The sequence below is a fragment of the Nonomuraea sp. NPDC054003 genome, from assembly GCF_055585125.1.
The window spans coordinates 215,913-238,178 of sequence record NZ_JBVJKR010000008.1 but is presented as its reverse complement, the minus strand read 5'-3'; the positions used below and the strand labels follow the sequence as shown (position 1 = coordinate 238,178).

General features: G+C 70.4%; 24 protein-coding genes. 7 read left to right on the top strand and 17 right to left on the bottom strand.

Going from position 1 to position 22,266, the window contains the following annotated elements; all coding sequences use genetic code 11:
- Positions 1-110: 110 nt before the first annotated feature.
- Complete coding sequence (locus tag ACZ6YG_RS22595) at positions 111-1,301, bottom strand: acetyl-CoA C-acetyltransferase (RefSeq protein ID WP_466019115.1); 1,191 nt, start codon at positions 1,299-1,301, stop codon at positions 111-113.
- A gap of 82 nt (positions 1,302-1,383) precedes the next feature.
- Between ACZ6YG_RS22595 and mce the strand changes: the two genes are divergently transcribed.
- The 3 genes from mce (at position 1,384) to ACZ6YG_RS22580 (ending at position 4,672) form a co-directional block, all read left to right on the top strand.
- Positions 1,384-1,806, top strand: coding sequence for a methylmalonyl-CoA epimerase (gene mce / locus ACZ6YG_RS22590; protein ID WP_148034891.1), 423 nt, complete (start codon positions 1,384-1,386; stop codon positions 1,804-1,806).
- Between the two features lie 192 nt (positions 1,807-1,998).
- Positions 1,999-3,297 (top strand): DivIVA domain-containing protein, encoded by a 1,299-nt coding sequence (locus ACZ6YG_RS22585; protein WP_148033893.1) that lies wholly within the window; start codon positions 1,999-2,001, stop codon positions 3,295-3,297.
- Positions 3,298-3,418: 121 nt separating this feature from the next.
- A complete protein-coding gene (locus tag ACZ6YG_RS22580; protein ID WP_466019114.1) occupies positions 3,419-4,672 on the top strand; it encodes an AI-2E family transporter in 1,254 nt (417 codons plus the stop codon).
- Here ACZ6YG_RS22580 and ACZ6YG_RS22575 read toward each other — a convergent pair.
- The 5 genes from ACZ6YG_RS22575 to ACZ6YG_RS22555 form a co-directional block, all read right to left on the bottom strand.
- Complete coding sequence (locus ACZ6YG_RS22575) at positions 4,632-5,426, bottom strand: alpha/beta fold hydrolase (protein ID WP_219551074.1); 795 nt, start codon at positions 5,424-5,426, stop codon at positions 4,632-4,634. The genes ACZ6YG_RS22580 and ACZ6YG_RS22575 overlap by 41 nt on opposite strands.
- 80 nt (positions 5,427-5,506) lie before the next feature.
- Positions 5,507-6,265, bottom strand: a complete 759-nt coding sequence (locus tag ACZ6YG_RS22570) for an SDR family NAD(P)-dependent oxidoreductase (protein WP_148033896.1) — start codon at positions 6,263-6,265, stop codon at positions 5,507-5,509.
- Between the two features lie 40 nt (positions 6,266-6,305).
- Positions 6,306-7,010 (bottom strand): alpha/beta hydrolase, encoded by a 705-nt coding sequence (locus ACZ6YG_RS22565; protein WP_148033897.1) that lies wholly within the window; start codon positions 7,008-7,010, stop codon positions 6,306-6,308.
- Between the two features lie 32 nt (positions 7,011-7,042).
- Complete coding sequence (locus tag ACZ6YG_RS22560) at positions 7,043-7,333, bottom strand: ATP/GTP-binding protein (RefSeq protein WP_148033898.1); 291 nt, start codon at positions 7,331-7,333, stop codon at positions 7,043-7,045.
- Entirely contained in the window at positions 7,330-8,778 is a 1,449-nt protein-coding gene (locus ACZ6YG_RS22555) for a 3-hydroxyacyl-CoA dehydrogenase family protein (protein WP_148033899.1), read from the bottom strand. The genes ACZ6YG_RS22560 and ACZ6YG_RS22555 overlap by 4 nt, the downstream gene beginning before the upstream one ends.
- 36 nt (positions 8,779-8,814) lie before the next feature.
- Between ACZ6YG_RS22555 and nucS the strand changes: the two genes are divergently transcribed.
- The 3 genes from nucS to ACZ6YG_RS22540 all read left to right on the top strand — a co-directional run bounded on the left by nucS (position 8,815) and on the right by ACZ6YG_RS22540 (position 11,681).
- Positions 8,815-9,477, top strand: coding sequence for an endonuclease NucS (gene nucS / locus ACZ6YG_RS22550; protein ID WP_148033900.1), 663 nt, complete (start codon positions 8,815-8,817; stop codon positions 9,475-9,477).
- A gap of 48 nt (positions 9,478-9,525) precedes the next feature.
- Positions 9,526-10,998, top strand: coding sequence for an aldehyde dehydrogenase family protein (locus ACZ6YG_RS22545; RefSeq protein WP_271279422.1), 1,473 nt, complete (start codon positions 9,526-9,528; stop codon positions 10,996-10,998).
- 143 nt (positions 10,999-11,141) lie between these two features.
- Positions 11,142-11,681: a TetR/AcrR family transcriptional regulator gene (locus ACZ6YG_RS22540; protein ID WP_246641212.1), complete on the top strand. Its 540-nt coding sequence runs from the start codon at positions 11,142-11,144 to the stop codon at positions 11,679-11,681.
- Positions 11,682-11,744: 63 nt separating this feature from the next.
- Here the strand turns inward: ACZ6YG_RS22540 and ACZ6YG_RS22535 are convergent, their stop codons facing one another.
- The 4 genes from ACZ6YG_RS22535 to ACZ6YG_RS22520 are packed head-to-tail and all read right to left on the bottom strand — an operon-like array spanning position 11,745 to position 15,266.
- Complete coding sequence (locus ACZ6YG_RS22535; protein ID WP_148033903.1) at positions 11,745-12,062, bottom strand: STAS domain-containing protein; 318 nt, start codon at positions 12,060-12,062, stop codon at positions 11,745-11,747.
- A gap of 29 nt (positions 12,063-12,091) precedes the next feature.
- Entirely contained in the window at positions 12,092-13,264 is a 1,173-nt protein-coding gene (locus ACZ6YG_RS22530) for a sensor histidine kinase (protein ID WP_148033904.1), read from the bottom strand.
- Positions 13,264-14,364 carry an ABC transporter permease gene (locus tag ACZ6YG_RS22525; RefSeq protein WP_246641218.1) on the bottom strand — a complete coding sequence of 367 codons (1,101 nt, stop codon included), beginning with the start codon at positions 14,362-14,364 and terminating at the stop codon, positions 13,264-13,266. Before ACZ6YG_RS22525 ends, ACZ6YG_RS22530 begins: the two co-directional genes overlap by 1 nt.
- A gap of 5 nt (positions 14,365-14,369) precedes the next feature.
- Positions 14,370-15,266, bottom strand: coding sequence for an ABC transporter ATP-binding protein (locus ACZ6YG_RS22520; protein ID WP_364226351.1), 897 nt, complete (start codon positions 15,264-15,266; stop codon positions 14,370-14,372).
- A 126-nt stretch (positions 15,267-15,392) separates the two neighbouring features.
- On the opposite strand from ACZ6YG_RS22520, the gene ACZ6YG_RS22515 reads away from it, so the two are divergent.
- Positions 15,393-15,983 carry a cob(I)yrinic acid a,c-diamide adenosyltransferase gene (locus ACZ6YG_RS22515; protein WP_466019113.1) on the top strand — a complete coding sequence of 197 codons (591 nt, stop codon included), beginning with the start codon at positions 15,393-15,395 and terminating at the stop codon, positions 15,981-15,983.
- Between the two features lie 4 nt (positions 15,984-15,987).
- Here the strand turns inward: ACZ6YG_RS22515 and ACZ6YG_RS22510 are convergent, their stop codons facing one another.
- The 7 genes from ACZ6YG_RS22510 to ACZ6YG_RS22480 form a co-directional block, all read right to left on the bottom strand.
- A complete protein-coding gene (locus tag ACZ6YG_RS22510) occupies positions 15,988-16,365 on the bottom strand; it encodes a DUF2550 domain-containing protein (RefSeq protein WP_148033908.1) in 378 nt (125 codons plus the stop codon).
- 25 nt (positions 16,366-16,390) lie between these two features.
- On the bottom strand, positions 16,391-16,792 hold the full coding sequence (locus ACZ6YG_RS22505) for a F0F1 ATP synthase subunit epsilon (protein ID WP_148033909.1): 402 nt from the start codon (positions 16,790-16,792) through the stop codon (positions 16,391-16,393).
- Positions 16,793-16,861: 69 nt separating this feature from the next.
- On the bottom strand, positions 16,862-18,310 hold the full coding sequence (atpD, locus tag ACZ6YG_RS22500) for a F0F1 ATP synthase subunit beta (RefSeq protein ID WP_148033910.1): 1,449 nt from the start codon (positions 18,308-18,310) through the stop codon (positions 16,862-16,864).
- Between the two features lies 1 nt (position 18,311).
- Positions 18,312-19,214 carry a F0F1 ATP synthase subunit gamma gene (locus ACZ6YG_RS22495; RefSeq protein ID WP_148033911.1) on the bottom strand — a complete coding sequence of 301 codons (903 nt, stop codon included), beginning with the start codon at positions 19,212-19,214 and terminating at the stop codon, positions 18,312-18,314.
- A gap of 3 nt (positions 19,215-19,217) precedes the next feature.
- Positions 19,218-20,867, bottom strand: a complete 1,650-nt coding sequence (gene atpA / locus ACZ6YG_RS22490) for a F0F1 ATP synthase subunit alpha (protein ID WP_148033912.1) — start codon at positions 20,865-20,867, stop codon at positions 19,218-19,220.
- Between the two features lie 23 nt (positions 20,868-20,890).
- Positions 20,891-21,700 carry a F0F1 ATP synthase subunit delta gene (locus tag ACZ6YG_RS22485; RefSeq protein WP_148033913.1) on the bottom strand — a complete coding sequence of 270 codons (810 nt, stop codon included), beginning with the start codon at positions 21,698-21,700 and terminating at the stop codon, positions 20,891-20,893.
- Entirely contained in the window at positions 21,700-22,257 is a 558-nt protein-coding gene (locus ACZ6YG_RS22480) for a F0F1 ATP synthase subunit B (protein ID WP_148033914.1), read from the bottom strand. The genes ACZ6YG_RS22485 and ACZ6YG_RS22480 overlap by 1 nt, the downstream gene beginning before the upstream one ends.
- Positions 22,258-22,266 lie beyond the last annotated feature (9 nt).

The window sequence follows — 22,266 nt, the reverse complement described above, 5'->3', positions numbered from 1 at the left end:
TGCCAAGGACGCCCGGCCGCACCCTCCCTCGCGGCCGGGCGCATCTCCCCCCCTAGCGACACGCACCGGCGCGCCCGCTCCCCTGGGTTCGGGGAGCGGGCGCGCGGGTGTTACGCGTTCTTCGGCACGCTGATGATCAGCGCGTCACCCTGGCCGCCGCCGCCGCACAGGGCCGCGGCGCCGACGCCGCCGCCGCGCCGCTTCAGCTCGTGGGCGAGGGTGAGCACGATGCGGGCGCCGGACGCGCCGATCGGGTGGCCGAGCGCGATGCCGCCGCCGTTGACGTTCACGATGTCCATCGGCACGCCCAGCTCCTTGACCGACTGGATCACCACGCTGGCGAACGCCTCGTTGATCTCGATCAGGTCCAGGTCCTGCGGGCTCAGCCCTTGCTTGGCCAGGGCGTGCTTGATGGCGTTGGCCGGCTGCGACTGCAGGGAGGAGTCGGGGCCCGCGACGTTGCCGTGGCGGCCGATCTCGGCCAGCCACTCCAGGCCCAGCTCCTCGGCCTTGGCCTTGGACATCACCACCACCGCGCAGGCGCCGTCGGAGATCTGCGACGCCGAGCCGGCCGTGATGGTGCCGTCGGCCGCGAACGCGGGCCGCAGCCTGGCCAGCGTCTCGGCGGTGGTGTCGCCGCGCACGCCCTCGTCGTCCTTGACCACCAGCGGCTCGCCGCGCCGCTGCGGGATCTCCACCGGCACGATCTCCGGCTCGAACGCGCCGTTCTTGGCCGCCGCGGCGGCGAGCTGGTGGGAGCGGGCCGACACGGCGTCCTGCTCCTCGCGGCCGATGCCCAGCCGCGTGTTGTAGCGCTCGGTCGACTCGCCCATCGCGCACTGGTCGAACGCGCAGAACAGGCCGTCATGGGCCATCGAGTCGAGGATCTCGGCGCTTCCGTACTTGACCCCCTTGCGCAAGCCGGGCAGCAGGTGCGGGGCGTTGGTCATCGACTCCATGCCGCCCGCGACCACGATGTCGAACTCGCCCGCGCGGATGAGCTGGTCGGCCATGGCGATGGCGTCCAGGCCCGACAGGCACACCTTGTTGATCGTGATGGACGGGACCGTCATCGGGATGCCCGCCTTGACCGCCGCCTGGCGGGAGGGGAGCTGACCCGACCCGGCCTGCAGCACCTGGCCCAGGATCACGTACTCGACGGCCTCCGGCGCCACCCCGGCACGGTCCAGCGCGGCCTTGACCGCGATGGCGCCCAGGTCCACCGCCCTCAGGCCGGACAGCGAGCCGAGCAGTTTTCCGATGGGGGTACGCGCTCCGGCGACGATGACGGAACCAGACATGCGGGGCCTCCTGTGCACACGAGGGGAGCTCTTTGACACCATACCTATCGGTAGCAGGGTGTTCGCTATGGAGGTGGCCCACATGTTCATGCGCATCGACCACATCGGGATCGCGTGCAACGACCTCGAAGAGAAGATCGCGCTCTTCTCTGAACTGTTCGAGCTGGAGGTGGTCGCCCGCGAGGTCAACGAGGAGCAGGGGGTGAAGGAGGCCATGCTGCGCATCGCCGACGCCGACGGCGGCGGCTCCTACATCCAGCTGCTCGAACCGCTCTCGCCCGACTCCCCCGTGGGGAAATTCCTCGCCAAGAGGGGTGAGGGAGTGCACCACGTGGCGTTCGGCGTCCCGGACGTCGCGGAGGCGATGTCTAAGATCGGCGACAAGGGCGTCCGGCTGCTCGACGAGCGCCCCCGTCACGGTTCCATGGACTCCCGGATCGCGTTTCTGCACCCCAAGGACGTGGGAGGAATGCTGACCGAGTTGGTGCAAGCGGCCAAGGGCTAGCAAACGCAAAAATCGTTCATAAGTAACTAGTCACGCAGAAACCCGGACGGGGCTTCGTACTCGGCATCGGCGGAGTACGCTGGCCTTCCACCGGACATGGAGCCTGCCCCGAGGCACGGGCTCCAGGCTCGGATGCCCCGAACCCCCCGTCCGGCCCGTGTAGCCGTCTCGACAACCCAGGATCGAGCCTCCATGCAGTCCGACATCGACGCCCAGCTCAACAACTTCTTCGAGGACGCACCAGCCCGCGAGTTCGACGTGGTGCTCCGAGGTTACGACCGGCATCAGGTCCACGACCACCTGAAGCAGCTCGACGCCGAGTTGCGCCAGGCTCGCGAGCAGACCACGTCCTTGCAGCGCGAGCTCTCCGACTCCCAGCGCCAGCTGCAGGAGCAGGAGCGGCCCACCTACTCCGGTCTCGGCGCCCGTATCGAACAGCTGCTCCGCCTGGCGGAAGAACAGGCCACGGAGCTCGTCCAGGCGGCCAGGTCCGAGGCCAACGAGATCAAGGCCGCGGCCAAGGTCGAGGCGGCCGACCTGCGTGCCGCCGCCGAGGCCGAGGCGGCCGAGAAGCGGGCGCAGGCGACGCGCGAGAGCGAGGAGATGCGCACCAGCGCCGAGCGCGACGCCGAGGAGATCCGCTCGACCGCCCGCCGCGAGTCCGACGAGCTGACGGCGACCACCGAGCGCGAGGTGGCCAAGCTCCGCGCCACCGCCGACCACGAGGTCGCGGAGAAGCGGGCCGACGCCGAGCGCGAGATCGCCAAGCTGCGCACCACCACCGAGCGCGAGGTCGCCCAGCTGCGCGCCTCGACCAAGCGCGAGCGCGACGAGGTCCTGACCACCGCCAAGCGGCAGGCCGACGAGATGCGCGCGCAGGCTCAGCGGGTGCTGGAGGAGTCCGAGGCCAAGCGGGCGCAGGACGAGGCCGAGTTCGAGATCCAGCTCGCCGCCCGGCGCGAGGAGGCGGAGCGCCAGGAGGCCGAGCGCCACGCCGCCACCCAGGCCGCGACGCAGAAGCTGGTGGCCGAGGCGGAGCAGCGCGCCGCCACCGCCGAGTCCCGGGCCACGAAGGCGACCCAGCAGGCCGAGCAGACCCGCCGCGAGGCCGACCTGCACGCCAAGCAGCTGGTCGCCAACGCGCGCAAGAACTCCGAGCAGATCGTCGCCGAGGCCAAGAGCAGCGCCGAGACCATCGTCACCGAGGCGAAGAACGAAGCCGAGCGCACCCGCACCTCGATGCAGCGCCAGGTCGACGAGCTGACCCGCCAGCGCGACAGCATCACCAGCCACCTCGCCCAGCTGCGCCAGCTGCTCGGCGGCGCGGCGCTGCCGGGCCTCGACCCCGACCCCGCCGTCACCGCGGCCCCGCCGAAGCCGGCCATCGCCGCCGCGTCGGTCGACGACCGCCCGGCCCCGGTGGCCGCCCCGGCGGCTCCCGCCAAGGCCGAGAGCAAGTCCGACGACGACGCCGAGTGGTGGCAGGAGTAGGCCGGCACGAGGGGCGTCCCGGGCCGGCTGCACGGGGATCGATCGCATAACCGGAGAGAGCCTGGCGACCAAGGTCGCTAGGCTCTCTCTCGTTGTGCGCCCCCCTTGTGCAGGAGACCCCGTGACCGCAGCAGCCGAGCCCGCCGGAGCGGACTCCCTCCCGAGCCCGGAGCCTCCCGCGGACCCGCCCTCCGCCCTCACGGACGGGGCCAGGACGGCCGCGCCGGCCGGGTCCGGAGATCACGCTCAGGCCACCCCGCGTCCCCCGCGCGCGGAGCAGGGCGCGCACACCGTCATCCCCGGCGACGTCCCCGCGGGGATCTCGCTGGGTTCGTACGGGATGCCGGGGAAGCCGCTGGCCCGGGGCCCGTTCCTGTTCGGGCTGACCGGCGGGCTCGGCGTGCTCACCGCCATCGCGATCGCGCAGATGGTCGTCAGCTCGCTGAGCGTGATCATCATGATCGTGGTGGCGATGTTCCTGGCCGTCGGCCTCAACCCGGCGGTGGAGGCGCTGCAGCGGCGCGGCCTGGCCAGGCGGTGGGCGATCACGTCCGTGTTCGCCGCGGTGATCGTGGCGTTCGTGCTGTTCGGCCTGGCCGTGGTGCCGCCGGTCAGCCGGGAGCTCGCCGACTTCGTGGCGGCCGTGCCCGGCTACATCCGCGAGCTGAGCAGCCATCCGACGCTGCGCGAGCTCGACGCCGACTACCAGATCCTGCCGCAGCTGGCCACGTTCGTCACGAGCACGCTCGGACCGTCGCTGGCCACCGGCGTGGTGGGAGCCGGGCTGGTGGTGATCGACGGCCTGTTCACCACGGTGACGCTGCTGGTGCTCATGCTCTACTTCCTCGGCTCGCTGCACACGATCAAGGCCTACCTGCTCAAGCTGGTCCCCGCCTCGCGCCGCGACCGCACCGGGGCGATCGCCGAGGAGATCCTGGGCGGCATCGGCGGCTACGTCGCCGGCAACATCCTCATCTCGCTCATCGCCGGCGTGCTGACGTGGATCTTCCTGTCGATCCTGGGCGTGGAGTACGCGCTCGCGCTCTCCCTCGTGGTGGCCCTGACCGACCTGATCCCGCTGGTGGGCGCCACGATCGGGGCCGTGGTGGTGACCGGCGTCGCGCTGCTCGGCTCGCTCCCCGCCGGCATCGCCTGCGCGATCTTCTTCGTGATCTACCAGCAGATCGAGAACTACGTCATCTATCCGAAGGTGATGAAACGCTCGGTCGACGTGACCCCGGCGGTGACCGTGATCGCCGCCCTGGTGGGCGGCACGCTGCTCGGCATCGTGGGCGCGCTGCTGGCCATCCCGGTGGCCGCCGCGATCGCCCTGATCATTCGTGAGATCGTGATACCCCGGCAAGCTCAGAGCTGAGGAAGCGCTCGACGGCGGCGTTGAACGCCTCGGGCTGCTCGACGGCGATCAGATGACCGGCCTTGGAGATGACCTCCAGCCGGCCGTCCTGCACCGCTCCGGCCATGGCCCGGGCGTCCGCCGGCGGCGCCAGCTCGTCCTCGTCGCCCACCAGCACCAGCGCGGGCACCTTGAGCGCGGCCAGCGTGTCGAAGGAGTCGGGCCGCGCGGCCATCGCGCGCTGCGCCCAGGCCACGGCCTTGGGCGGCGCCGACTGCACCAGCCCTTTGACCCGGCCGAACACCATGGCCCTGCGCTGCTTGGTGGTGGTCCCGATGAGGCCAGGGAGCACCTCCTCGACCAGCACGCCGCTGCCGTCGGCGAGCACCGCCTGGGCGATGCGCTCGCGGTTGTCGCGGGCGGGCGCGGCGTCGGGGCTCGCCTTGGTGGCGGCCAGGATGACGCCCAGCACGCGGTCGGGGTGGCGGCGGCAGAACGCCATGGTCACGTAACCGCCCATCGACAACCCTCCGATGACCGCCCGCTCGACGCCTTCCCCGTCGAGCACCCTGGCGACGTCGTCGGCCATGAGGTCGAGTGACGGCTCGTCGTCGCCGAGCCGCGATCCGCCGAAGCCGCGCAGGTCGGGGGTGATCACCCGGCACGCCCTGGCCAGCCCCTCCCGCTGGGCCAGCCACATGGCCGACGAGAGCGGGAACGCGTGGAGCAGTACGACCGGGAGCCCGGTCCCGGCTGTTCTCGTGTAGAGCTGCACGGACCTCACGGTAGCCCGGTTCCCCGCGACAATCACTCCACAGCCGGTGCCGATATGCGGTGAATGGTCCGTCCGGTTCGTCAGGCGGTGGTGAGGCCGCCGTCGACGATCATCATCTGGCCGGTCATGTAGGACGAGGCCTCACTGGCCAGGAACACGGCCGGCTGGGCGATCTCCTCCACCGTGGCCCAGCGGCGCATCGGCACGTTCGCCACCGTCGCCTGGCCGCCGCTCTCGTCGTCCCACAGGTTGCGGTTGAGGTCGGTGGCGGTCCAGCCGGGGCACAGCGCGTTGACCCGTACGCCCGCCGACGCCCACTCCAGGGCCAGCGTCTTGGTCAGGGCCACCAGACCGGCCTTGGCGGCCGCGTACGGGGCCAGGAAGGGCGCGCCGAGCGCGGCCGCGGAGGCGATGTTGATCACGGACCCGCCGCCGCGGCCGAGCAGGTGGGGCGCGGCGGCGTGGCAGACGGCCATGGCGGAGTCGAGGTTGAGCCGCATGATCTTGTCCCAGCCGGCCAGCCGCAGGTCCTTGAACTCGACCAGGAAGTTGGACCCGCCCGCGTTGTTGACCACCACGTCGAGGTGGCCGAGCCCGGCGACGGCCTCGCGCACGACGGCGGCGGCGGTGTCCCTGTCGGTCAGGTCGGCGGGGATGACCACGGCCTCGCGGCCGCGCGCCTGGATCTCCTTGGCCACCTCGGCCAGCGCGTCGGCCGACCGCGCGGTCAGCGCCACGTCGGCGCCCGCCTCGGCGTACGCGAGCGCGATCGCCTTGCCGATGCCCTTGGACGCCCCGGTGACCAGAGCCTTCTTGCCGTCGAGAGCGAACGCGCCCATGTTGCCTCCTCCGTACGGACCGAACGAGATTCTATGGCGGTCACACCTCGGTGGGGAGGGGGTGCCGGTCGGGGACGACGCGGCGGACGATCTCGTTCAGCACGACGCGCACGTACGGCTCGCCCACCCACAGGTGCTTGGCGCCCTCGACGCCGACCACCTCGGCCTGCGGCACCCGCGCGAAGCGGCGCCTGGCCTCGTCTGGGCGCAGGTAGTCGTCGAACTCGGGCACCAGCGCGACCAGCGGCCGGCCGAACCGCGCCCAGGCGTCGAGGTCGGTCTCGTTGGCCCGGTGCAGCGGCGGGGACAGCAGGATGGCGCCTTCGACCAACGGGTCGTGCCCCCACTTGAGCGCCAGCTCGCTGCCGAACGACCAGCCGACCACCCAGACCCGGGGCAGGTCGTGGAACTCGGCGTACTCCAGCGCCGCCGCCACGTCGAACCGCTCGTCCTCGCCGCCGTCGAACGTGCCCTCGGAGGTGCCCCGGTCGGAGGAGGTGCCGCGGGTGTTGAAGCGCAGCACCGCCAGATCGGCCAGCGCGGGCAGGCGGTTGGCGGCCTTCTTGTAGACATGGCTGTCCATGAAGCCGCCGTGGGTCGGCAGCGGGTGCAGCATCACCAGGGTCGCCGCCGGCGGCCGGTCCTCGGGCAGGGCGAGCTCGCCCACCAGGGTCAGGCCGTCGCCGGTGTGCAGCTCGATCGGCTCACGCCGGGCGGGCAGCACGGTCGCCGCGCGAATTTCCACGTCGCTCCTTCGTCCTTCGGGGTACGAGTCGGTCAGTAGCGGCTGCGGCCCGGGCCGCGGTCCAGTCTCTTGCGCCAGCACACCGGATGCCAGTGGCGGCGCTCGTCCTCGCCGCCCGGCCAGTCGGGCCAGGTGACCAGATGCGGCTGGCCGCCCCGGATCTCCTGGTCGCAGCCGGGACAGCGGTAGTCCTTGGTGGAGGTCCCGCCGGTGAGTGAGCGTACTTTCCACTCACCGTCCGGCCACTCCTCCACCCGGTCGGAGCTGCGCGGGAAGACGGGGGGCCGGGCGGGCTCCTTGCGCCGGGCGCGGCGCGGGCTCATGGCCGCGGGAAGGTGCGCACGCCCGCCGTGACGAGCTGGTCGAGCAGCGGCGCGGGGGCGAACGCCGGCTCGCGGTACTCCGCGTACAGCGCCCGCAGCCCGTCGCGCACCACGTCCAGGCCGACGGACTCCAGCGTCTCGAACGGCCCGGCGGGGTAGCCGCAGCCGAGCCGCATGGCCGAGTCGATCTCGTCGATCGAGGCGTAGCCCGACTCGTACATCCGCACGGCGTCGTTGAGATACGGGTAGAGCAGCGCGTCCACCACGAACCCGGCCCGGTCCTTGCAGGCCACCGGGGCCAGCCCGATCACCTTCATCAGGTCGGCGGCCGCGAAGGCCGCCTCCGGAGAGGTGAGGACCGTGGAGACGACCTCGGCCACCCGGCCGCCCACCACGTGGACACCGACCAGCCGCGACGGGTCGGACAGCTGGACGGCGTGCTCGATCACCGGCCGGTCGGCCATCCGGAGCAGCACGTCGGGCTCCGCCGACCGCTTGAACCCGGCGGTGCCCAGCCGCTCGGCCAGTTCGTCGCCGCCCTGCCCGGCGACGTCGAACGTGATCACCGAGGACTTGGCGGGCTCGTGCGGCCGGGGCTCGTCGCCGTAGAAGCCGCGCCCGCTCTTGCGCCCCAGCAGCCGCGCCGAGACCAGCTCGCGCAGCACCGGCGCGGGCGCGTGGCGGCGGTCGCGGGTCTCGTCGAACAGCACGCCCATGATCTCGTACGCGGTGTCGAGCCCGATCAGGTCGAGCAGCTGGAACGGGCCCATCGGCAGCCCCGCGCCGTGGCGCATCGCCGCGTCGATGTCGTCGCGCCCGGCCACGCCCTGCTCCATCAGCACGGCGGCGTGGTTGAGGTACGGCAGGAGCAGCCGGTTCACCACGAACCCGGCGCGGTCGCCGACGACCACCGCCGTCTTGCCGAGCCGTACGGCCAGCTCGCGCATCGCCGGCACCACGTCGTCGTCGGTCACGACCGTGCGCACCACCTCGGCCAGCCGCATGACCGGCGCCGGGTTGAAGAAGTGGAGGCCCACCACCCGGCCGGGCCGCCCGGTGGCGGCGGCGATCGCGGTGACCGACAGCGAGGAGGTGTTGGTGGCCAGCACCGTCTCCGGCTTGCAGATCCCGTCGAGGTCGTTCATCAGCGCCGTCTTGTAGCCGAGCACCTCGGGGATGGCCTCGACCACCAGGTCCGCCTCGCGCAGGTCCTCGCGGGAGGTGGTGAGCGTGATCCGGCCCAGGACCTCGTCGCGGTCACCGGCCGCCAGCTTGCCCCGGTCGACCGCGCGCTGCGTCGATCTCTCCAGGTGGCCCCGGCCGCGGGCGAGCGCGTCGGCGTCGGCCTCCACCCCGATGACCCGCAGCCCGCCCCGGGCGAACACTTCCGCGATCCCGGCACCCATCGTGCCGAGCCCGACCACTCCCACCATTTCAAACGCCATGCTTGTAGTTTTACAGAGCCGCTAGGGTGGACTCTCATGCGGCTGGTCATCGCGCGATGCAGCGTCGACTACATCGGACGGCTCACGGCACATCTCCCGATGGCGCCGAGGCTCGTGCTCATCAAGGCGGACGGGAGCGTGTCGATCCATGCGGACGACCGCGCCTTCAAGCCGCTCAACTGGATGAACCCGCCGTGCAAGCTCAAGGAGGACGGCGAGACCTGGACCGTCACCCACGGCAAGACCGGCGAGAAGCTGGTCCTGACGATGGCCGAGATCCTCCACGACTCCTCCCACGAGCTGGGCGTCGACCCCGGGCTGATCAAGGACGGCGTCGAGGCCCACCTGCAGGAGCTGCTCGCCGAGCACATCACCACTCTCGGCGAGGGCTACACGCTCATCCGGCGTGAATACATGACGGCCATCGGCCCCGTCGACATCCTGTGCCGCGACGCAAAGAGCGCGACGGTGGCGGTCGAGATCAAGCGCCGCGGCGAGATCGACGGCGTCGAGCAGCTCACCCGCTACCTGGAGCTGCTCAACCGCGACCCGCTGCTGGCCCCGGTGCGCGGGGTGTTCGCCGCCCAGGAGATCAAGCCTCAGGCCAGGGTGCTGGCGGCCGACCGCGGCATCGAGTGCGTCACGCTCGACTACCAGGCACTGCGCGGCATCGAGCCGGAGAACCCGACGCTCTTCTGAGCCGCCGGCCCGCTAGTAAGCGACGGCTTACCGTTCTATGTTGGCGTCATGACGACGCTCACATTCGACTCCCTGAATCCCGCGACCGGAACGGTCGTCGCCAGTCACCCCAAGCACGACGCCGAGGCGGTGCGCGCGGCCGTCGCCCGGGCGCAGGAGGCCGCCGAGTGGTGGGAGGGGCTGGGACACGCGGGCCGCAGGCGCAGACTGCTCGACTACAAGGCGGTCGTCACGCGCGAGCTGCGGGAGCTGGCCGCGCTGGTGCACGAGGAGACGGGCAAGCCGGTCGCGGACGCCACGCTGGAGATCGTGCTGGCGATCACGCACATCGACTGGGCCGCCCGCAACGCGCGGAAGGTGCTGGGGCCGCGCCGGGTCTCCCCCGGGATGGTCGGCGCCAACCTGTCGGCCACGCTGGAGTACCTGCCGCTGGGCGTGGTCGGGGTCATCGGGCCGTGGAACTACCCGGTGTTCACCCCGATGGGGTCCATCGCCTACGCGCTCGCGGCGGGCAACGCGGTGGTGTTCAAGCCGAGCGAGTTCACCCCCGGGGTGGGGGTGCGGCTGGCGGAGCTGTTCGCGGAGGCGGTGCCGGAGCGGCCGGTGTTCCAGACGGTGACGGGGCTGGGCGAGACGGGCGCGGCCCTGGCGCGGGACCCCCGGGTGAAGAAGATCGCCTTCACCGGTTCGACGGCGACGGCCAAGCGGGTCATGGCGGCCTGCGCGGAGAACCTGACGCCGATGGTGGCGGAGTGCGGCGGCAAGGACGCGTTCATCGTCGACGCCGACGCCGACGTCGAGGCGGCGGCGGACGCGTGCCTGTGGGGCGCGCTGTCGAACGCCGGGCAGACGTGCGTGGGCGTGGAGCGGGTGTACGTGGTCGACGCCGTGTACGAGCCGTTCATGCGGGCGCTGTCGGAGCGGGCCGCCACGGTGAAGGCGGGCGAGCACTACGGGCCGATCACCATGCCGGGGCAGCTCGACATCATCAAGCGGCACATCGACGACGCCACCAAGTCCGGCAGGACGGTCGCGGGCGGGCCCGACTCGGTGCGGCCGCCGTACGTGGACCCGGTGATCGTGGAGGACGTGCCCGAGGACTCACCGGCGGTGCGCGAGGAGACGTTCGGGCCGACGATCACGGTGCGCCGCACCAAGGACGCGCAAGAGGCGCTGGAACTGGCCAACGACACGGCGTACGGGCTGGCCGGCACGGTGTTCTCCGGGAACCGGCGCAGGGCGATGGCGCTGGCGCGCGCGATGCGCACCGGGATGGCGTCCGTCAACTCGGTCATCTCGTTCGCGAGCGTGGCCTCGCTGCCGTTCGGCGGTACGGGCGACTCCGGTTTCGGGCGTATCCACGGCGCCGACGGGCTGCGTGAGTTCGCCCGCGCCAAGGCCATCGCGCGGCAGCGCTTCCCGGTGCCCGGAATGCGGCTGACCTCGTTCTCCCGGCAGCCTGACGAGCTTGAGCGGCTGATCAGACTTGTCACGTTCTTGCACGGACGACGTAAGAGGTAAACTGCCCGCCCTTTCCACAATCCGATCATCCATCCATAATTGTGTGCTCGGGGGCCACGATCATGTTGGACGGGTGGAATGTGAACCGGTCTTACCGGGGGATGTCAGCGGAACAAAGGCTGGCCGACAGACGCGAGCGGCTGATGACAGCCGCCTACACGCTATACGCGAAGCCTGGTTTCGCGGCCACGACGATCGAAAGGCTGTGCTCCGAGGCGCGGATCTCCAACCGCGCCTTCTATGAATGTTTCGGCGGCCGGGAGGAACTCTTACAGGCGTTGCACGAGCGCTGCGTCGAAGAAAGCCTCGCCGTGGTGTCGAAGGCCGTGCAGGACGCGCCCAACACGCTGGACGGCCGGATCAGGGCGGGAATTCGGGCCTATATCGAGTTCACCACCGCCGACTGGCGCAGGGCCCGGATCATGCATGTGGAGGTGCGCAGATCCGGCGATGTGCTGATGATGTCGCGGCAGCGCGCCATCGACTCCTTCGCCGGGCTCGTGGAGGAAGCCTGGGCCGATTTCCCGCAGGCGCCGGGGGTGAATCGGCGGCTGGTGGCGCTGGGGGTAATTGGCGGCCTTCAGGAGCTGCTCATCGAATGGCTACTGGCCGACCGGCCGCCGGAGCTCGACGAACTCGTGGGCGTGGCCGTCCATCTCTTCCTCCGGGCGCTGACACCGTAACGGCCGCCCTCCGCAATTTGCGGCCCCCCGTTATTCAACGTCCGAATCCGGCGAAATACGGATTCACGCCACCGCGGCGGTGTGCGCTTCGACGTGGAGGACCCGGTTCAGCCGGGTCACCGCCAGGATCCGCATGATCCGCGGCGGCACCGCGCGCAGCACCACGCGGCGGTCTATGTCGAGCGCGAGCCTGTGCGTGCCCACGAGCACGCCGAGGCCGGTGGCGTCGATCATCTCCAGTTCGGAAAGGTCGAGGATCAGGTCGCCGGCGCCGGACTCGACCGCCTCGTGCAGGCGTTCGCGCACTCCCGCCGACGTGCCCGCGTCGAGCCGGGCGCCGAGCCGCACCACCTGACCCTTGGGATTGCCCCGGACGCGCATGCCACCTCCTCCATGGGGATATATGCCCCCTACCCACGTACGGGCAAGGACACGACAGCGGTGAGCAGAAACCCCCCGTCGCCGTCGGGCCCGGCGGTGAGCTCGCCGCCCACGGCGGCCACCCGCTCCTCCAGCCCCAGCAGCCCGCTACCGGTCCCGGCGCCGTCCAGCGCGCCGGCGCCGTCGTTGTGCACGCGCAGTTCCGCCTCGTCCTCGGTGAACCGCAGGAGGATGTCGCAGCGGGTGGCGGTGCTGTGCTTGAGCACGTTGGTCACCGCCTCGCGCACCACGTAGGCGAACACCGGCGCCACCTCGCCCGGCAGGTCACGATAGGGCAGCCGGGTGTGGCAGGCGATGCCCGCCGCTTCGAGCACGTCTTTCACGCTATTCAGCTCGGCGGTCAAGTCAAGCTCGCGGTAGCCGCGCACGGCCTGCCGCAGCTCGCGCAGTGCCGTCCTGGTGAGCTCGTTGACCTCGGCCATCTGCGACCTGGCCGCCGCCGGGTCCTGGTCCGAGAGCCGCACCGCGAGCCCCGCCTTGACCGCGATCGCGGACAGCCGGTGCCCCACGAGGTCGTGCAGGTCCCTGGAGAAGCGCAGCCGCTCCTCGGCCAGGGCCAGGCGGGTGTGCGCCTCCCTGCCCTCGTGCGCCTGGATGGTCAGCGCCAGCAACCACATCCACACCCGGTTCGTGGGAGGGAAGGCGGCGCAGAACACCCCGTACATGAGGGCCAGGTACAGCAGGTTCCGGCCCGCGCTCCAGTCGCCGCCCAGCAGGTGGCCCGGATCGCTCAGGTAGGTGACGTAGGCCAGTCCCACGCCCGTGACGAACGTGCCCACCGCCATCAGGATGGCCACCCTGGACGGCACCTCCAGCGAGGCCACCGCCAGCCAGGCGATCAGGACGAAGCCGAAGGACATCGGGTCCGCGCCGCCGACGGCCGCCGTCACGACGGCCGTCGCCCCGGCCACCGCCACCTCACGGACGGGGTAGCGGCGCTCGGTCAGGGCCGCGGAGATACGCAGGTAGACCCAGGTGAAACCAGCAATCAAGATCATCGCGGGCACGGTGCGGGCCCAGGAAAGCGGCTCCCCGTTGAGCGCCGACAAGACCACGCGGGTGCCGGTGAACAGCCACAGGAAGCCCACCAGAGTCGCCAGCATCCACCAGGTCTTGCGTCGCGCCCGGTCGATCTCGTTCATTACTTCGCGCGCAGCACTTCGCCGAGTTTCACCCTGGCCCCGGTACGCAGGACGGCGCGCTCGTACACCTTGGCCCCGAAGGCCAGGATGGCCAGCACCGCCAGCACCATGAGCCCGGCGGACGCGGCGACCTCCCAGAGGGGCACCTCGGTGGCCGCCATCCGCACCGGCATCACCATCGAGGAGAACGGCGGGACGAACGAGACGATCGTGGCGAGGGTGCCGGTGGGGTCGGTGGTCGCGTAGAAGGCCACGAAGTAGGCCGCCATGATGAGCATGGTCATCGGCGACATCACGTTGCCGACCTCCTCCTGGCGCGACACCAGAGAGGCCAGCGCGGCGCCCAGCGTGGCGAAGAACGCGTAGCCGAGCACGAACCAGACGAGAACCCCGGCCACGATGCCCGTCATGCCCGGCGGGAAGTCGGCGGCGAACCCGGAGGCGAACGAGGCGCCGATGCCGGCCACCAGGATCGCGCCGAGGTTGATCAGCCCGAGCACGCCCAGACCGATGACCTTGCCGCCGAGGAGCTGCCACGGGCGCACCGAGCTGAGCAGGATCTCCACGATCCGGCTGCCCTTCTCCTCCACCACGCCCATGGCGACCATCATGACCTGTCCGAGGATGAGCATGAACAGCACCAGCACCAGCACCACGGCGATGCCGGTCCTGGCCGCCTGGTAGCGGGTGTCCGCGCCGACGGACTCCATCTGCAGGGGCGCGATCTGCACCCCGGCCGCGCCCAGCTTCGCCTCACGGTGCGTGCTCTGCAGGAGGACGCCCAGCTCGGTCTCGATCTGCCCGTCGGTGAACACCTTGGCCCCGTCGACCAGGACCGCGTCCACGTCCCCGTCGAGCACGGCCCGCGTGGCCGCGGCCTCGTCGGGGAAGCTGCGCCACTCGAACTCGATGTCCGGCGCCGCCGCTTCCAGCGGCAGCTGCTGCGAGTTCACGGTGCCGATCGTGTACGAGTCAGGACGGTCGAACAGCTTGGGCGCGAACGCCAGCGCTCCCACCACCACGACGGTGACCAGCAGGCTGATGACGAACGACCGGGTCCGTATCTGCGTCGTGATCTCCCGCCGCGCGACCAGCATCATCCCGTTCACGCCACGGCCTCCTTGAAGATCTCGGTGAGGGTCGGCTGCTCGACCCCGAAGTGCTCGACGTGTCCCGCCTTGATGGCCCGGCGCAGGATGTCCTGGTCGTCGCCGTCCTCGGTGACCAGCACGTGCCGGTTGCCCTGCACGTTGACCTGACCCGGCAGGCCGTCCGCCCACCCGGGGGCCGGGTCGCGGACCACGACCCGCAGCATGCCGCCCTCGGCGGCGCGCAGCTCGTCGACCGTGCCGCTGGCCACCATCCGGCCCGCGGAGACGATGCCCACGGAGTCGCACAGCCGCTCCACCAGTTCGAGCTGGTGGCTGGAGAAGATCACCGGCACCCCGCCGCGGCACCGCTCCTGCAGCACCGTGGCCAGCGCGTCGACCGCGATCGGGTCGAGACCGGAGAACGGCTCGTCCAGGATCAGCAGCTCGGGGTCGTGCACGAGCGCCACCGCGAGCTGGACGCGCTGCTGGTTGCCCAGCGACAACGACTCCACGCTGGAGTTCCTGCGGTCCGTCAGGCTGAGCCGCTCCAGCAGGTCCTCGGTGGCCTTCTTCGCCTTCGCCTGGCTCATCCCGTGCAGCCGGCCGAAGTACTCGATCTGCTCGCCCGCGCGCATCTTCTGGTAGAGGCCGCGCTCCTCCGGCATGTAGCCGAAGCGCTGGCGGTCGGCGTGCGTCATGGGCTCGCCGCGCCAGCTCACGGTGCCGGCGTCGGCCTTGAGCACGCCCATGACGATCCGCATGGTCGTCGACTTGCCCGCGCCGTTCGCGCCCACGAACCCGAACATCTCACCCGGCCGGACGGTGAAGCCGATCCCGTCCAGGGCCTGCTTTCCCTCGGGCGCCCCGGGGCCTCCGGCGAAGCGCTTGCGCAGCCCGCTTATCTCGAGCATCAGGTCCTCTCCTTCGTCATGGATAGATCGTGGCGCGTGCGGCATTCGCCTGGTAGTCGTGGAAATCAGCGGCCTGGGGTGTGATCCGCGTCCGTTCCGGATGACATTTGTCATTACGCTGAGCACATGACGCGCGCAGACAAGGACAAACCGGTCGTCCTCTCCCGTATCTACACCCGCACGGGGGACGACGGCACCACCACGCTCGGCGACATGAGCCGGACTTCGAAGACCGATCCACGGCTGGCCGCCTACGCGGACGTGGAGGAGGCCAACGCCCATCTCGGGCTGGCCCTGTCGCACGACACCCTGCCCGGCGACCTCGTACCGGTGCTGCGGCGCGTCCAGAACGAGCTGTTCGACCTCGGGGCCGACCTGTCCAGCCCGATCACCGAGAATCCCGAGTTCCCGCCGCTACGGGTCGAGCAGTCGTACATCGACTGGCTGGAGGAGCAGTGTGACCTCTTCAACGAGCGGCTCAAGCCGCTGCGCAGCTTCATCCTGCCGGGCGGCGACCCCGCCACCGCCGCGCTCCACCTGGCGCGCGTGACCGTCCGCCGCGCCGAGCGCACCACGTGGGCGGCACTGCACGAGCACGACGACATGAACCCGCTGACCGCCACCTACCTCAACCGGCTGTCGGACCTGCTCTTCATCCTGTGCAGGGTCGCCCACGACGGCGACGAGATCCTCTGGAAGCCCGGCGGCACCCGCTAGCCGGTCAAGCGACGTCCAGATAGGCGCTCGGCGGCGCCGACTCCAGCCAGGCCAGGAAACCGGTCAGGGCGTCGGCGCTCATCGCCAGCGAGACGTCACGGGTCGAGCCGGAGCAGTCGACGGCGTACAGCCCGTTGTCGAGCTCTCTGCGCCCGGAAACGACGAGGCCGCGCCTCGCGATCGCGTGGCGCGGCCTCAGTCGCACACCCAGGAGCGGGATCCAGTGGAGTTCTCCGTCGGCATAGCGTGCCACTCCGGCACGCCATCCCCCGTCGCCCGCCTTCAGGCGGCATGGTACGTTGCCGCGGCGGGCCACCATGAACACCCGCGCGCCCACCAGGGCGGCGGCCAGCAGCGCGCAGATCACCAACGTTGCCACCATGCCGCCCCCCAAAGGCTCGTGTAAGTCAGACCTCTTCGCCCGCCGCACGCAGCCGTGCCCGAGCCCGCTTGGCCTCGAGCGCCGCGTCGGCGTCTTCCTGGTTGGCCTCGACAGAGGCCTGCGCGCGGTCGAGAGCGTCACGGGCCGCGGCGACGTCGACCTCGGAACCGAGCTCGGCCGCCTCCGCGAGCACCGAGACCTCGTCGTCGGCCACGGAGATGAAGCCCCCGTGAACCGCGGCGACCAGGTCGGACTCACCCTCCCGCTTCACGCGCAGCACGCCGCCCTCGACGAGGACGCCGAGCACGGGTGCGTGTTGCGGCATGATACCGATCTCGCCGTCCACGGTCTTGGCAATCACCATGTCGGCCTCGCCCGACCAGATCTCACGCTCGGGTGAGACAACCCCTACGCGTAGCTTAGCCACTGGTGTAGGTTCCTTTCCGATCAGGTGGTGGCACGGCCGGCCGCCGCGCCACCACCATAAGAGGGCGGTTTAGCGGCGCTCGAGTTCCTTGGCCTTGGCCACGGCCTGGTCGATGCCACCGACCATGAAGAACGCCTGCTCGGGCAGATGGTCGTACTCGCCCGCGCACAGCCCCTTGAACGAGGCGATGGTCTCGTCCAGCGGCACGGTCTCGCCCGGCTGGCCGGTGAAGGCCTCGGCCGCGTACATCGGGTGCGACAGGAAGCGCTCGATGCGGCGGGCCCGCTGGACGGTGACCTTGTCCTCCTCGGAGAGCTCGTCGATGCCGAGGATGGCGATGATGTCCTGGAGCTCGCGGTACTTCTGCAGGATCCGCTTGGTCTCCTGGGCCACCCGGTAGTGCTCCTCGCCCACGATCTGCGGGTCGAGGATCCGGGAGGAGGAGTCGAGCGGGTCCACCGCCGGGTAGATGCCCTTCTCCGAGATCGGCCGCGAGAGCACGGTCTGCGCGTCGAGGTGCGCGAACGCGTTGTGCGGGGCCGGGTCGGTGATGTCGTCCGCGGGCACGTAGATCGCCTGCATGGAGGTGATCGAGTGACCACGCGTCGAGGTGATGCGCTCCTGGAGCACACCCATCTCGTCGGCCAGCGTCGGCTGGTAACCCACCGCGGACGGCATACGACCGAGCAGCGTGGAGACCTCGGAACCGGCCTGCGTGAAGCGGAAGATGTTGTCGATGAACAGCAGCACGTCCTGCTTCTGCACATCGCGGAAGTACTCCGCCATGGTCAGCGCGGACAGCGCCACCCGCAGCCGGGTGCCCGGCGGCTCGTCCATCTGGCCGAAGACGAGCGCGGTGTCCTTGAGGACGTCCGCCTCCTCCATCTCCAGCCAGAGGTCGTTGCCCTCACGGGTGCGCTCGCCGACCCCGGCGAAGCACGAGGTGCCGCCGAAGTTACGGGCGACGCGGCGGATCATCTCCTGGATCAGAACGGTCTTGCCGACGCCCGCGCCGCCGAACAGACCGATCTTCCCACCCTGAACGTACGGGGTGAGCAGGTCGATGACCTTGATGCCGGTGACCAGCAGCTCGGTGCGGGACTCGAGCTGGTCGAAGGGCGGCGACGGCCGGTGGATGCCCCACCGCTCCTCGATCTTGAGCGACGAGGTCGGCACGTCGAGCGTCTCGCCCAGCGCGTTCCACACGTGGCCCTTGACGACGTCGCCGACGGGCACCGAGATCGGGCCGCCGGTGTCGGTCACCGCCTGGCCGCGGACCAGGCCGTCGGTCGGCTGCATGGAGATGGCCCGGACGAGGTTGTCACCCAGGTGCTGGGCGACCTCGAGGGTCAGGGTCCTGGTCTCGCCGCCGAGGGTCACGTCGACCTTGAGCGCGTTATAGATCTCCGGCATCGTCTCGACGGAGAACTCCACGTCGACGACGGCGCCGGTGACACGTGCCACGCGGCCAGTGCCGGCCGCGGGGGTTTCTACAGTTTCAACAGCCTCTGCAGTCATTTCACTCTTTCCCCGCTGCGGCGTCAGCGAGCGCGTTGGCGCCACCGACGATCTCGCTGATTTCCTGGGTGATCTCGGCCTGGCGAGCCTGGTTCATCTGCTGGGTGAGAATCCGCATCAGCTCGTTGGCGTTGTCGGTCGCGGACTTCATCGCGCGCCGCCTCGCGGCCTCCTCGGAGGCCGCCGACTGCAGCAGCGCGGTGAAGATGCGGGACTCCACGTAGCGCGGCAGCAGCGACTCCAGCACGTCGCCGGCGGTCGGCTCGAACTCGAAGTACGGCGGGATCACGGTGGCTTCCGTCGCCTCGGTCACCTCGACCTCGAGCGGCAGGATCCGCCGGACCACGACGTTCTGCGTGAGCATCGAGACGAACTGCGTCGAGACGATGTGGATCTCGTCGATCCCGTTGTCGTCCTTGAACGAGTCGATCAGCGTGGTCGCGATCTCCTTGGCGTCGGCGTACGACGGGTTCCTGGAGAAACCGGTCCACTGACCGCCCATCTCGCGCTGGCGGAAGGTGTGCCAGGTGACTCCCTTGGTCCCGCTGACGAACGGGATGTACTGCATCCCGCGGCCCTCGATGAGCCCGCGCAGCGCTTCGGCCTCACGCAGCACGTTGGCGTTGAAGCCGCCGCAGAAGCCGCTGTCGCTGGTGACGATGAGGACGCCCGCCTTGGCGGGGTTCTCCTTCGCCACGGTCAGCGGATGGTCGACGCTGGCCGCGTTGCTGACGACGCCGGTGACGGCGCGAGTGATCTCGCGCTCGTACGGCAGCGCCGCCTGCATCCGTTGCTGCGCCCGCACGATCCGTGAGGAGGCGATGAGCTCCTGGGCGCGCGTGATCTTCGCGGTCGACTTGACCGAGTTGATCCGCCGCCGCAGCAGCCTTAGCTGGGCACCCATGTGCTACTTCCCCGTCGCCGGACGGACGACCTTCTTGATCTTCTCCTGGCCGACCTCGTCCGCCTCGAGCGGCGCCACCGGCTCGTCCTTCACCAGCAGCTCGCCCGAAGAGGTGGTGAAGCCCTTCTTGAACTCCGTGATGGCGTCCTTGAGAGCGGTCGCCGCGTCGTCCGGCAGCTCCTTGGTCTCGCGGATGCCGTCGAAGATGCCCTTGTGCGAGGAGGCCAGGTAGTCGAGGAACTCCGACTCGAAGCGGCGGACGTCCTCGACCGGCACCTCGTCGAGCTCACCGGTCGTGCCGGCCCACACCGACACCACCTGACGCTCGACCGGGAACGGTGAGTACTGCGGCTGCTTGAGCAGCTCGACCAGACGCTGACCGCGGTCGAGCTGGGCCCGGGAGGCGGCGTCGAGGTCGGAGGCGAAGGCCGCGAAGGCCTCCAGGTCGCGGTACTGCGACAGGGAGAGCTTGAGCGTGCCGGCCACCTTACGCATGGCCTTGACCTGGGCCGAACCGCCGACTCGGGAGACGGAGATACCGACGTTGATCGCGGGACGGACGCCCGCGTTGAACAGGTCGGTCTCCAGGAAGCACTGGCCGTCGGTGATGGAGATGACGTTGGTCGGGATGAACGCCGACACGTCGTTGCCCTTGGTCTCGATGATCGGCAGACCGGTCATCGAGCCCGCGCCCATGTCGTTGGAGAGCTTCGCGCAGCGCTCCAGCAGGCGGGAGTGGAGGTAGAAGACGTCACCGGGGAACGCCTCGCGGCCCGGCGGGCGGCGCAGCAGCAGCGAGACCGCGCGGTAGGCGTCGGCCTGCTTGGTGAGGTCGTCAAAGATGATGAGGACGTGCTTGCCCTGGTACATCCAGTGCTGGCCGATGGCCGAACCGGCGTAGGGGGCGATGTACTTGTAACCCGCGGGGTCGGAGGCCGGGGCGGCGACGATGGTCGTATAGTCCATCGCGCCCGCCTCCTCAAGGCGGGAACGCACCTGCGCGATCGTCGAGCCCTTCTGACCGACGGCGACGTAGACGCAGCGCACCTGGCGCTCCGGGTCGCCCGACAGCCAGCCCTCGCGCTGGTTGAGGATCGTGTCGACGGCGATCGCGGTCTTGCCGGTGCCGCGGTCGCCGATGATCAGCTGACGCTGGCCGCGGCCGATCGGGGTCATCGCGTCGATCGCCTTGATGCCGGTCTGCAGCGGCTCCTTCACGGGCTGCCGCTGGACGACCGACGGGGCCTGCAGCTCCAGGGCGCGCAGCTCCTCGTGCTCGATCGCGCCCTTGCCGTCGAGCGGCTTGCCCAGGGGGTCGACGACGCGGCCGAGGAAGTTGTCGCCGACGGGCACGGACAGGACCTCGCCCGTCCTGCGGACCGTCTGGCCCTCCTCGATGCCGGCGAACTCGCCGAGGATAACGACACCGATCTCGCGCGGGTCGAGGTTAAGTGCCAGGCCGCGCGTACCGTTCTCGAACTCGAGCAGCTCGTTCGCCATCGCCGAGGGAAGGCCGGAGACATGGGCGATGCCGTCGCCGGCGTCGACGACGGTCCCGATCTCCTCGCGCGCGGCGCCTTCCGGTTCGTACGCCTGGACGAAGCGCTCAAGCGCGTCCCGGATCTCGTCCGGCCGGATCGTAAGCTCCGCCATCTCTACTCTGTCTCCCTATTCGCCTAGCCGGCCAACCGGCGGCGGACTTCTTCGATTCGTCCCACAATGGTGGTGTCGATGATCTCGTCGCCGATGCGGACCGAGAACCCACCGAGCACTCGCTTGTCCACCTCGACGTTCAGGTGCACGTCACGGCCGTAGGAGGAGCGCAGCCACGTGATGAGACGCTGCCTCTGCTCCTCGGTCAGCTCGACCGCGCTGCGGACCACGGCGACCAGGCGCCGGCTCTGCTGAGCCACCAGCCGGCCGAACTCCTCCAGCCCTGTCTCCAGGCTACGTCCTCGTGGATGTACCACAACCTGCGTGATGAGCCGCATCGTGCTGGGCGCGACCTTGCCTTCGAGCAAGGACCGCAGCAGCTCGCGCTTGCCCTCCGCCGGGGCGCCGGCGTCGCTGAGCGCGCGGCGCAGCGACGGGTTGGCGGCGACGATGCGGCCGAAGCGGAAGAGCTCGTCCTCCACGTCGTCGAGCCGCCGCTGGCTCTCCGCCTCGGCGGCGGCCGCGACCACGCCGAGCCGCTCGATCACGTCGGCCAGGTCGCCGACGCGCGACCACCGGGCCGAGACCGCGGCCTCGGTGGTGGCGACCGCCGACTCGCTGACCTTGCCCTCCAGCAGCACGCGCACGCTCTGCGCCTTCTGCTCGGCGGGCCTCGCCGGGTCGGACAGCGCCCGGCGCAGGCCGTGCTCGCGGTCGAGCAGATCCGCGACCGCGAACAGCTCGTCGGAGAGCGTGGCGAGGTCAGCGCTGCCCGCGACCGCGTTGAAGCGCTCCTCGACCTCTGCCAGCGAGGTTCTGCTCATGCCGCGCATTAGCGCACCGCCTGCGCGTTGGAGCTCTCCAGCTCGTCGAGGAACCGGTCGACGATGCGGCTCTGCCGGGCCTCGTCCGTCAGCGACTCGCCGACGATGCGGCCGGCCAGGTCGGTCGACAGACGGCCGATCTCGGTGCGGAGCTGGGCGAACGCCGCCTGGCGGTCGGCCTCGATCTGGGCGTGCGCGGCCTCGACGAGGCGACGGGCCTCGGCCTGCGCCTCCTCGCGGAGCTCCGCCTTGATCAGCGCGGCCTGCTCACGAGCTTCCTCGCGGAGCCTGGCCGCCTCACGCCGCGCCTCTTCGAGCCGCTCGGCGTACTGCTGCTGCAGGGCCTGGGCCTGAGCCTGGGCCTCCTCCGCCCTCTTGATGCCGCCCTCGATGGCGTCGGTGCGCTCGGCCAGCGTCTTCTGGATGCGCGGGACGAGCATCTTGCCGACGACGAGAACGACGACGAAGAACGAGAAGATGCCGACGACGAGCTCGTAAGTGTGCGGCATGAGCGGGTTGGCACCCTCCTCCGCCGCCACTGTGAGGAGCGTAGCTGCCATGTTCATGGGTGCAGC